The following is an 11,040-nucleotide window of genomic DNA, read 5'->3' on the forward strand; positions in this document are numbered from 1 at the left end:
CCTGATAATGCGCAACGACCCAGAACTGACGTAGGCGACATGGCGGCCGGTGGGGTCGAGGCGCGGATCGACGGCGGGCTGCTGCACCGGAAGCTCGCGCGCCCCGCCGGAGCGCAGATCCGCCAGGAACAGCCGGCCGGCAAGATCGAACACGGCGCGCGTCAGCTCGCGGTCGGCGGTAAACCGCACGATGCCCTCGGACGTCTCCCGGGCCCGCTCGCGTCGCGCCTGCTCCTCGGGTGGCAGTTCGCCGGAGCCCTCCTCGACCAGGGTGGCGGGGTCGACCAGGAGCTCCTCCCGGCCGGAGTCGACGTCGAAGCGCCACAGCATCGTGATCGGGTCGGACCCGGTGCGTGAGCGGCAGAAGAGGATCGAGCTGCCGTCGGGCGAAATCCGGAACGAACTGGGTCTGCCGAGCCAGAAGTGGCGCGTGCGGGCGTGCTGGCGGGGGTAGGTGTCCTCGGTCACAGCGACCCATACTGCCCCGCATGCCGACCAGGCGGGCGTTGGAGCGGGCCGCGGTCAATTAGCCCGCCCGTCAGGGTTGACGGCGCTGCCGAACGCGGCGCAAAGTGGTACTCATCACATGACCACTGGTCACCGAGCAGAGAGGCGGCAGCTCATGACCACGAAGGACAAGTACACGGACGTACCCGCGCCCTACTCGATGGAGCTCCCCAGTGGCGGCGACGCGCGCTTCACGTGGGAGTACGACGAGGGACGCGCCCGGCTCCTTTCCCTGTACCAAAAGGGAAAGGACAAGCAGTGGGATGCGCAGTCGCGCATCGACTGGGCGCAAGATGTCGACCCGGTCAACCCGATCGGGCTGCCCGACGAGTTCCATCCGCTGTTCGGCAGCCCGATGTGGGAGGCCGCAGACGAACCACGTCGGGCCGAGCTGCGTCAGCACTTCCAATCCTGGCAGTTCTCGCAGTTCCTGCACGGTGAGCAGGGCGCGATGGTGTGCGCGGCCAAGATCGTCGAGGTCGTTCCGGACCTGGACGCGAAGTTCTACGCGGCCACCCAGACCATGGACGAGGCCCGGCACGTCGAGACGTTCTCGCGGTTCCTGCAGGAGAAGATCGGCCTGGTCTACCCGATCAACAAGAACCTGACGGCGCTGTTGGAGGACACCCTGCGCGACTCGCGCTGGGACATGCCCTACCTCGGCATGCAGGTCCTCATCGAAGGTCTCGCACTGGCCGCGTTCGGGGTGCTGCGGGACATGGCGCCGCCGGACTCGCTGGCCAAGCAGTTGCTGGCCTATGTCATGCAGGACGAGGCCCGCCACGTCGCCTTCGGGCGAATCTCGCTGAAGGACTATTACGACGCGCTGACCGAAACCGAGCGGGACGAGCGGGAAGAGTTCGTCGTGGACGCCTGCTACCTGATGCGCGACCGGTTCCGCGGCGAGGAGGTTTTCGAGACTCTCGGCATGGACGTCCAAGCGTGTGCCGAGTGGGTCGACACGTCGCCGCTGATGATCCAGTTCCGCTCCCACCTGTTCAGCCGCATCGTGCCGATCGTCAAGGACATCGGGTTGTGGGGCGACAAGGTGCAGAAGGCCTTCAGCGACATGGGTGTCCTCGACATGGGCGGCTTCGACATCGAGGCGCTGATGAAGGCCGACGAGGATCAGGCCGAGGCGCTGGACAAGACACACGCCGAGATGGCCGCGCGGGCCGCCGAGGTGGACGAGGTGATCGCGGCGGGAGCGAGCTAACCCTCGACCCGGGGCATGATCTCCTCCTTCAGTCGCCGGAGATCATCGAGTGTCTTCGACACCGGGACATCCGCGAACGGCGGCCAGAGCAGCGGCATCGTCAGTCCGGCGTCCCGGTAGCGCTTCAACATGTCAGTGATCTGCCCGGCGTTCCCCACCAACAGGTTGCTGCCTTTGCCCTGCGGCGTCTGGTCGGCCTCTTCGTCCGTGATGACGAACCAGATCATGCTGCAGATGTCGAGATCTTCGACTGACCGAGAACCCTCTAATTCGTCCAGTTCACGCTGTATTTCCCCGCGCCACTTCTCGAGTTCCTCCGGGGAATCCTGAATCCCGATCCAGCCCGACATTCCGTATTTCGCGATCCGGACCGCAGACCGCTTGGGATCTTTGAGCCCACTGAAGTACATCGGCGGGTACGGCTTCTGCACAGGTTTGGCTCCGAAGCCGCTAGGTTCGAAATCGGCGAATTCACCGTGGTATTCGAAGACGTCGTTGGTCCATACCCCCTGCAAGATTTCGATCGTCTCGCGAACGTGGGCGTGCCGCCGCTTGAAGAGGTGGGTCGCGCTGGCGGCGGCGAACTCCTCAGGCATCCAACCGGAGCCGACGGCGACATTGAGCCGGCCGTTGGAAAGGTGGTCGATGGTGGCCAGTTCCGCGGCGAGGACGCCCGGCGCGCGGAATGGGGTGTCGATGATGCTCATCCCGATCCGCGTCGGGACGTCTTGGCCGCGAGCCACGGAATCAGCGGCATCCCCTGCAGGAACTCGCCCCGCGAGGACACCGGCAGCGAACGCGGAAAGCCGTCCATCATTCCGAAGGAGTATTGGAGTTCTTCGCGGTCGGACGCTTCCGGAACGATGATCCGGTCCAGGGTCCAGACCGAGTCGAACTCGAGTTCCTCGGCGAGATTGGTGAGATCCTCGAGTTCGCTCACGGTCACCTTGTCGCGGAAGTTGGGCAAGTACAGAGCGAGCCTCATGATGAACAGCATCCCTTCCTATTCGATTTTCGGCCGGGCTGAATCCCCGGACACCACCCTTTTCAGGCGATAACCTAGCCAAGCACAAAGGGTCTGGACGGCGTCGCCGACAGGAGATGGTGGTTTGGGACACGAGGCCGGCGAAAGTAGCGGCTATTTCTGGAGCGACCACCAAGCGGACGACGAACTTACCCGCCTGAGACTCATTGAGCAGTTCAACGATCCGTCTACGTTTCGTCAGCTCGACGCGATCGGTGTCGCTGACGGTTGGCGATGCCTCGAGGTAGGCGCGGGCGCCGGGTCTGTGACGCGCTGGCTTTCTCAACGGGTGGGTCCCGCTGGGAATGTCGTGGCGGCCGATCTCGATGTGCGGTTTCTCGGCGACATCAGCGCACAAAACGTCGAGGTCCGTCGTTGCGACATCACTCAAGATCCGATCGAGCCGTCATCGTATGACCTTGTGCACGCCCGATCGGTCGTGATGCATCTGCGCGATCCGCTGGCAGTGCTGCGGCGCCTGGCCGCCGCGCTACGCCCGGGCGGCTGGCTGATGGTCGAGGACGTCGACAACGGCACCGTCGAGGCAGCAGACCCGGCCCATCCCTTTGCTGCGGCATTCGACCGTTGCGCTCAGGCGCGGATCAAGTTCCTGTTGGCAGGCGGCGTCATGGATCTGCGCTACGGCCGCACCTTGCCCGTCCACGTCGAGGAGTTGAATTTTACCGACGCGGGGAATGAGGCGGTGGCTTTGGTCGGGCGCGGCGGCAGCCACATGTCGCAATTGATGATTCGATCTTTCCAGCCCATGGATGACGCCATGGTCGCCAACGGAGTCATCGGACAGTCCGACGCGTCCGACGCCCGGTGCGCTTTCGAAGACCCGTCGTTCCTCTACCGGGGTGGCTTGATCGTCGCCGTGTGGGGTCGCAAGCCCGCCTGACCTCTCCTTTTAGAAAACTCCAAGACCTTCACAAGGCCGGCACGTCACACTCCGGAACGCGAACATCATCACCACTCATGTGGGTTGCAGCGCGAAAGGGCGACTGACATGTTGAAGCGGCTGGCCGCGTACACCGTGCGGCGCCCGAAGCTGGTGCTGGCGATCGTCATGGTCTTGTTCGGCATCAGCGTCGCGCTCGGCGGCTCGGTGTCCGACAAGCTTGGTACCGGCGGAAACACCGATCCGGCGTCGGAATCGTCGCAAGCCGACGACTTCCTGGACCAGCATTTCGGCACGACCTCCAACTTGGTCATTCAGCTGCTTCCGCACGAGGGCGATGTCGACAGCCCGGAGGTCGCGAAGGTACGGGATCGGGTGCGAGAACTCGTCAAAGCCGAGCCGAACGCGCAGGTGACCAGGTCCTTCGGTGACCAGGGAGCCGCCGACTTGCGCAGCAAGGACGGCCGTTCCGGGCTCATGCTCGTGCACGTCGGCGGGACGGCCGACGAGGCCGCGGCGGCGGCCAGGCGGATCATCGCAAGTCTGCCCGTCGACCCGGACGTCACGGTACGCGCGGGCGGTTCTCTCGGTGTGCAGCAGGAGATCCGGGACAAGGTCAAACACGATCTCGAGACCAGCGAGAGCATCGCGGTGCCCATCTCACTGGCGGTGCTGGTCATCGTGTTCGGCGGTCTGATCGCCGCGGTGCTACCGGTGGTGGTCGGAATCGTCTCGATCGCCTCCACCCTGTCGGTGTTGCTGCTGCTGACGATGGTCACCGATGTGTCAGTGCACGCCCTCACTGTCACGACCGCGTTCGGCCTAGGGTTGTCCATCGACTTCGGCTTGCTGATGGTGTCCCGATTCCGCGAGGAGTTGGCCAACGGGAAAGAACACCATCAAGCCATCATCGCCACCGTCGCCACCGCGGGCCGAACCATCCTGTTCAGCGCGACGACAGTCACTCTGGCGATGACCAGCCTGCTGGTCTTCCCCACTTACTTCCTGCGGTCCGTCGGCCTTGCCGCGACCGCCACCGTGCTGCTGTCGGCGTTCAGCGCGATCATTGTGCTGCCCGCGCTGCTGGCTCTGCTCGGCAAGCGCGTCGACTCGCTTGCCGTCATCCGACGCAAGGTGCCACCGTCAGCCGATTCCCTGTTCTGGCGGCGCTTCGCCGAGGTGGTGACACGCCGGCCCCTCCTGTACGCCCTGCCGGTTGTCGTAATGCTGTTGGGGCTGGGGGTTCCCTTCCTCAACGTCCAATTCGCCACACCCGACGAGCGCGCGCTGCCGACCGACTCGAGTGCGCGTCTGGTGGCCGAATCACTGCAGCGGGACTTCACGTTGGACCCCTCACAGGCGATCACGTTGGTCACCCGCAACGACGCCGGCATGCTGCAGAACCTCGCACCCGAGGTGTCGGGCATGGACGGTGTCGTCCTGGTCACCGGTCCCATCGGCAGGTTCGAGCACGGCCAGCTGGTCGGACCGGCGCCCGCGGTGTCCGGGCCCAGCTACGCTGTCGTCTACCTGTCGGTTCAGGCGGACTCGGACACCGCTCAACACCTCGTGCACGACATCCGGGCGAAGATCGCCAATCACCAGGTCGAGGTGGGCGGTCCGACCGCCACCCTGATCGACAGCCAAGCCGCGATCGGCGACAAGCTTCCGTTGGCGATCGGCCTGATCGCGATTTCCACGTTCATATTGCTGTTCCTTTTCACGGGCAGCGTCGTGGTTCCGATCAAAGCGCTCAGTCTGAATCTGCTTGTGCTGAGCGCGGTTCTGGGCATCATGGTCTGGGTCTTCCAGGAAGGGCATCTGGCCTCGCTGCTGGGATTCACTCCCTCGCCGCTGAACCTGTCCATGGTCGTTCTGCTCTGCGCCATCTCGTTCAGCTTGTCCGTCGACTATGAGATCTTCCTGCTCAGCCGGATCAAGGAAGCCCGCGACTCCGGGTTGTCGAACACCGCGTCGACCGTCATCGGGTTGGGCCGGGTGGGCCGGATCGTCACTAGCGCAGCACTGCTGTTGACGATCACGTTGATCTCGTTCGCCAATGGGCTGTCCTTCATGAAGATGTTCGGCATCGGCACGGCGCTGGCCGTCGTCATCGACGCGACGATCATCCGCGGCGTCGTCGTACCGGCGTTCCTACGTCTCGCCGGCGACCTCAACTGGTGGGCACCAGCACCGCTGAGGTGGCTGCACAGCCGGATCGGCATCAGCGAATCCCCGTCCGATGCCGATGACGCGGTGGTGGCACGGAAACAGGTCGGCCGCGTGCCGGGCACGCCGGCAATCGAGGTCGAGGTCATCCCCGGCCAACACCTGGTGGCCAGCGTCAACGGCGCGGTCATTGTTGTGGCTCACCGCGATAGGGCGCCGCTTTCTCAGCAATCCGTCGCCGCACAGCAGTTGGCCGCACTGGCCGACATGGTCCGGCGCACCGACCCGCAAAGGCTGGTCAGCGCATTCTCCCGGCTCTCGCGTGAGACGACCTGGACGCGCACTCTGGTTGACGCCGGCATCGTCGTGCCCACACCGAAGGGCCTCGAGGTGTTGCTGTGCGGCAGTGTCACTATCGCGCTCGATAACGGCGTCGAGCAGACCCTGTTGCACGGCCGCGGACGCTTGGTGCACTGGTCGCTGCCGGTACCGGCGGTGGCGGCGGTCATCACCGTCGACGAATTCGTCGAGCGGCCGCGTGCCTCGGCCAAGGGGAACGGCGTGTACAAGCTCAGCGACGGAACCGTGCCGGGGCAAGGCGCCGTCATTTGGTCGGTGCCGGTCGCGTCGGCACCCAGGCCGGCGCCGGCGGTACCGAGGCAGGCGCCGGCGGTGCCCGATGTTCACGAGAAGGTCTCTGCCGCAGCGACGGTCGTGTTACCGCGGCCGAAACGATGGATTTTCCTCGACGACAACTCGCGATTCGAGCTCGACCGAGACTGCGTCATCGGCCGGGCACCGCAGGGGTCGGACGCTGTACAGCGCGGACTTCGCCCGGTGAGCATCGATGACCACGCGGGTGAGATGTCCCGGGCCCACGTAGAAGTCCGGATCGTCGGCGGGGAGGTAGTCGTAGTCGACCGCAACTCCACCAATGGCGTCTTCGTGCGCGAACCGGTACAGCAGGGCTGGACCAGGCTCGTGCCTTGGGAGCCCGCGGCATGGCGGCCGGGCGCGTACGTCCAGATCGGCGGCCGGATGCTCCGGTTGCACATGGCCACCGACGGACCGCCACAGCACGGCCCGCGCATCAATGTCCAGCACGGGTCACCGCGGATGCTGCACCGCGCTTAGACCGCAGCCATCGCGAAATGAACTCGCACGCAGGCGGTCTACTTACTGCTGCGCGGCACTAGCCTCGCGGGGGGATACAAGGCGTGCTTGTATCGTTGCAAGAGCACGACGGCTACTGTGACGCCATCGCTGGTCGAATGATCGATGTCATGAACACGTCAGCAAACACCAACCCGCGTGCCACGACAATCGGATTCCGGCGTCGCATGATGGCCGGCGCCCTGCTGGCCATGGAATTCACCGCGATCGCCGTCGGATTCGCTGCCACCAGCCACGCCGACCCCAGCGCACCGGCCCCCAACATCCAGTCACCAAGCTATGCACCGGCGCCACCTGCAGGCTCCTGGCTCCAACCAATCGACCCCGGTTGCAGGGCCAAGCTCTTCTACTTCAACGGCCGCTGGCACTGCGGCTGAAGTCTCAAAACCTCAATCAATCCACCCGTAAACCATCAAACAAAGGAGAACACCATGGCCACCGAGATCCACTTGGGCCACATCTACCACGTCGCGGGAACCCCCCAGATCACCGAAGCGGGCTCCGCTCTCGTCGAAATTCCGCAGGGAGCGTTGGTCGTCGAGAACGGCCTGATCACGTACTGCGGTGATAAGGGCGCACTTCCGGCGACCGCGCAGCAAGCCAAGGTCGTCGACCACGGGTCGGCGTTCCTGTTGCCCGGCTTCGTGGACACCCACATCCACTTCCCGCAGGTGTTCGCGTTCGACTCCTACGGCGGGGGCCAACTGCTGGATTGGCTGGACTCCTGCATCTATCCCTCGGAGGCGCTTTTCAGCGACCCGGAGTTCGCCCAGCGTGCTGCCGTCGCGTTTTGCGACCGCCGGATCGCGGCGGGTACCACCGCGGCGATGGCCTTCGGTTCGCCGTTCCCGCACGCCCAGGACGCCTTGTTCAGTGAGACTCAGCGGCGCGGGTTGCGGCTGGCCTCGGGCAGGGCAATCCAGACCGTCAACTTCGGCAGCGCCCCGCCACTGGTCACCTCCGAGGAGGACGCCATCCGGCTCACCGTCGAGGAGATCGAGAAGTGGCATGCCGCCGACACCGGCGACCCGAAGACCGCACTGCTACAGGTGGCCATCATCCCGCGGTTCTCTCTGTCGATCACCGTCGAGACATTCAAAGCTCTTGGGAAACTTTACAATTCGGTGCGTGACCGGGGCGTGTACTTTCACAGCCACCTCAACGAGAACAATAAGCCGGGCACCGGCGAGGTGGCCTCAACCAAGGAGCAATTCCAGGTAAACACCTATCTGGACACCTATGACGGGAAGTTCCTGCCCGGCTCGAAGGTCGGCGGGGAGAGCCTGCTGGGCAAACGCACCATCATGGCGCACTCGGTGCACTGCCAGGACGTCGAGCTCGAGCGGATGGCCGAGACGGGCACCTCAATCGCGCACTGCCCGATCTCCCAGCTGTTCCTGGGTTCGGGCACCATGCCGTGGAAGCGGACCGTGGCCTCCGGGGTAAACCTCTCCGCGGGAACCGATGTCGGCGGCGGAGACGAATTCCTGATTCCGCGGGTACTCGGCGACGCCTTCAAGGTGCACATCACCGAACCGGGTGACGCCGGGGTGTCGATGCATCCCGCCGAGATGCTGTTCCTCGGGACCCTTGGTGGCGCAAGGGCACTCGACCAGGAGGAGCGCTTCGGCAACTTCGACGTCGGCAAGGAAGCCGATTTTGTCGTCGTCGATCCAAGCGGAACGCCCGCGCTGGCATCCGTGCTGAAATACGGGGTGCGCTCGTGGGACCCGGTACGCGCACGCGAACAGACGCTGTTCGCCCTGCTGATGGGTATCCGTGAGTCCTCAATCGCCGAGGTTTATGTCCAGGGCCGCCGCCTGAACTGAGGCTGCAGTCAGCGACTGGTCGTGGTTAAGGAAGTCCCGTGCCGTCCACAGGGGCGGTACGGGCACCCAAACAGATCGCCTGCCGGAACCGGGCTTCGGAGACAGGGCAATCACCCTCGGCGCAGACGGGCGCTCTTGTACTTCAACGGCCGCGTGCACTGCGGCTGATGCTGAGCCAGCGTCGGCCCGCCGGTTGGTGGGTGGGCCTCAGTGGATGTTGTAGAACGACTTGACGTTCTCGTGCAGCTTCTTGTACATCGGTGGCGCCTCGGAGGCGTCGGTGATCACCTCGATGTAGGCGGCGCTATCGGCTTGCTCGGCGGTCTTCAGCGCGTCGTCGAGCACGCCGCAGCTGCTGACCCTTGCACTGAACCACCCCTGGCAGCCCACGGCGTGCGGAAGTTCGGCGTAGTTCCAGGCCGCGATGTCGTTGTAGGCCAGGGTCATGTCCTTGCACAGCATTCGCTCGCTGAGATAGCCAGAGTTGTTGAGCACGAAGACAATCGGACGCAGCCCGTGGCGACCGAACTGACTGATCTCCTGCGCGGTCATCTGATGGGACCCTTCGCCGGTGACCAGGATGACACGACGATCCGGCGCACCGATCGCGGCGCCGAAAGCCGCCGGAGTCGCCCATCCGATGGACGCCCACAGGGTTTGGTTGTGAAATTCCGCACCCGCGGGCAGCTGCGCGAAAGCCAAACCCACCGAAGAGGTTCCGGTGTCGGTGATGATCACGTCACCGGGCTGGAAGAAATCCGCCCAACGCGGGTAGAGCGTGTCGGCGGTGATCGGGTCCTCGCCACCGCCCACGATCGGCCCCAGCGTCTCGGGCGCGAGAGTCGGCCGCTGCGCACGTTTGGTGATACGCCCCGACAGTTGCGCCAGCAGTTCGGCCATCTCCACGTTGCGGTACGTCGTGGCGCCGACAGTGGTGTGGTGATGGTCGATGGTGATCGTCTGGGCCGGGTCCAGTCGCACGGTGTGGCCTGCGGTGTTGCCGTCGGTCATCATCGCGCCGATCACCAGCACCGCGTCGCACGATTCGACGAAGGCGCGCACCGGTTCACCCATCAGCCGGCCGGCGTACATGCCGATGTAGTTGGGGTGGTCCTCGCCCAGCACCGACTTGTCTGCGAACATCGTCGCAAACGGCAGACCCGAGGCGTCGATCAACGATGCCGCCGCACCCTGCAGGCCCAGCCGCCTCAGCAGGATTCCTGGTAGCGCACATGCATTTTCGGCGTTGTTGAGCGCGGCCGCCACCGCATCGGTCGCCGCCGCGAGTGACTCGGGATCACTGCTCGGCGCGCTCACCGACGCCGCGCCACCAAGCACGGGCGTATCGGCGACGTCGCTGGGAAACGCCATGTAGACGGGCCGGCGATGGTAGAGCGCCTCTGCGATCAGCCGCTCGGTCTCCGATACCGCGTTCTGCGGGGTCATGATCGCGCTCGCGCACACGATCGGCTCCGCCATCCTGGCGAACACGTCGAATACCCCGTTGCCCAGCGTGTGGTGCACCAGCGCCCGGCCCTCCTGCGTCGCCAAGTTGGGTGTACCGACCAAGTGGAAAACCGGGAGACGCTCAGCGTAAGAGCCCGCGATAGCACTCATCGCGGCCAGCTCACCCACGCCGAAGGTGGTGCATACCGCGCCCACGCCGCGCATCCGGGCGTACCCGTCAGCGGCGTAGCCCGCGTTGAGCTCGTTGCAGCATCCGATCCAATTGACCGCCGGGTGCTCGACGATCGCATCGTTTACCGGAAACGCGTAATCCCCGGCAACTCCGAAGACGTCGTCGACACCAATTTCGTTGAGGCGTCGCAAGACATATTGAATGACGGTTTCAGTCATGATGTAGTCACTTCCATTTCGTGGTGGTAGATATCCCTGGAGTCATCGGCGTTCAGTGATATTGCGGGGCTTCACATCCCATGAGTGCCGCCAGCTCCAGGAGATCGGCAACCATGAAATCGAAGGCTCCTTCGGCGGGCGACGGCTCCACCACAAGACCGACGCCATACTCGTGTGGCCGGGAGACAAAACAGGTACGCAGTCCGCATCCTGCGGCCGACTCGAGATCCGAGGGGTGAGACGCCACAAAGATCACCTCGGCCGGTGTACATCCGAGCAGAGCGACCGCACCCAGATAGGTTTTCGGGTCGGGTTTGTATTGACGGAAGACGTCGGCGCCGAACACGGTGTCGAACGAGATGCC

Annotated in this window: 9 protein-coding genes and 1 pseudogene; 5 read left to right on the forward strand and 5 right to left on the reverse strand. The window is 64.7% G+C overall.

The features are described 5' to 3' along the window. A pseudogene (locus tag VML93_RS02000) lies at positions 1-468 on the reverse strand (S9 family peptidase); the annotation flags it as partial. A 154-nt stretch (positions 469-622) separates the two neighbouring features. Between VML93_RS02000 and VML93_RS02005 the strand changes: the two are divergent. Then, complete coding sequence (locus VML93_RS02005; RefSeq protein ID WP_325607134.1) at positions 623-1,723, forward strand: ferritin-like domain-containing protein; 1,101 nt, start codon at positions 623-625, stop codon at positions 1,721-1,723. On the opposite strand, the gene VML93_RS02010 is transcribed toward VML93_RS02005, so the two are convergent. Together VML93_RS02010 and VML93_RS02015 are read right to left on the reverse strand one after the other, a co-directional pair. Continuing rightward, a complete protein-coding gene (locus VML93_RS02010) occupies positions 1,720-2,430 on the reverse strand; it encodes an LLM class flavin-dependent oxidoreductase (protein WP_325607136.1) in 711 nt (236 codons plus the stop codon). The genes VML93_RS02005 and VML93_RS02010 overlap by 4 nt on opposite strands. Beyond that, entirely contained in the window at positions 2,427-2,708 is a 282-nt protein-coding gene (locus tag VML93_RS02015; protein ID WP_325607138.1) for a hypothetical protein, read from the reverse strand. Before VML93_RS02015 ends, VML93_RS02010 begins: the two co-directional genes overlap by 4 nt. A gap of 124 nt (positions 2,709-2,832) precedes the next feature. Here VML93_RS02015 and VML93_RS02020 point away from each other — a divergent pair, with 124 nt between their 5' ends. The 4 genes from VML93_RS02020 to VML93_RS02035 all read left to right on the forward strand — a co-directional run bounded on the left by VML93_RS02020 (position 2,833) and on the right by VML93_RS02035 (position 8,819). Then, positions 2,833-3,648: a class I SAM-dependent methyltransferase gene (locus VML93_RS02020; RefSeq protein ID WP_325607140.1), complete on the forward strand. Its 816-nt coding sequence runs from the start codon at positions 2,833-2,835 to the stop codon at positions 3,646-3,648. Between the two features lie 108 nt (positions 3,649-3,756). Continuing rightward, entirely contained in the window at positions 3,757-6,951 is a 3,195-nt protein-coding gene (locus tag VML93_RS02025) for an MMPL family transporter (RefSeq protein ID WP_325607142.1), read from the forward strand. Between the two features lie 149 nt (positions 6,952-7,100). Then, positions 7,101-7,367 (forward strand): hypothetical protein, encoded by a 267-nt coding sequence (locus tag VML93_RS02030; protein WP_325607144.1) that lies wholly within the window; start codon positions 7,101-7,103, stop codon positions 7,365-7,367. A 54-nt stretch (positions 7,368-7,421) separates the two neighbouring features. Beyond that, complete coding sequence (locus tag VML93_RS02035; RefSeq protein ID WP_325607147.1) at positions 7,422-8,819, forward strand: amidohydrolase family protein; 1,398 nt, start codon at positions 7,422-7,424, stop codon at positions 8,817-8,819. 207 nt (positions 8,820-9,026) lie between these two features. On the opposite strand, the gene VML93_RS02040 is transcribed toward VML93_RS02035, so the two are convergent. Further along, complete coding sequence (locus tag VML93_RS02040; protein ID WP_325607149.1) at positions 9,027-10,676, reverse strand: alpha-keto acid decarboxylase family protein; 1,650 nt, start codon at positions 10,674-10,676, stop codon at positions 9,027-9,029. Positions 10,677-10,728: 52 nt separating this feature from the next. After that, positions 10,729-11,040, reverse strand: a 312-nt coding sequence (locus VML93_RS02045; RefSeq protein WP_325607151.1) for an HAD hydrolase-like protein, incomplete at its 5' end; no start/stop codon positions are given.

Origin of the sequence: Mycobacterium sp. (assembly GCF_035499775.1) — a bacterium.
Lineage (GTDB): Bacteria > Actinomycetota > Actinomycetes > Mycobacteriales > Mycobacteriaceae > Mycobacterium.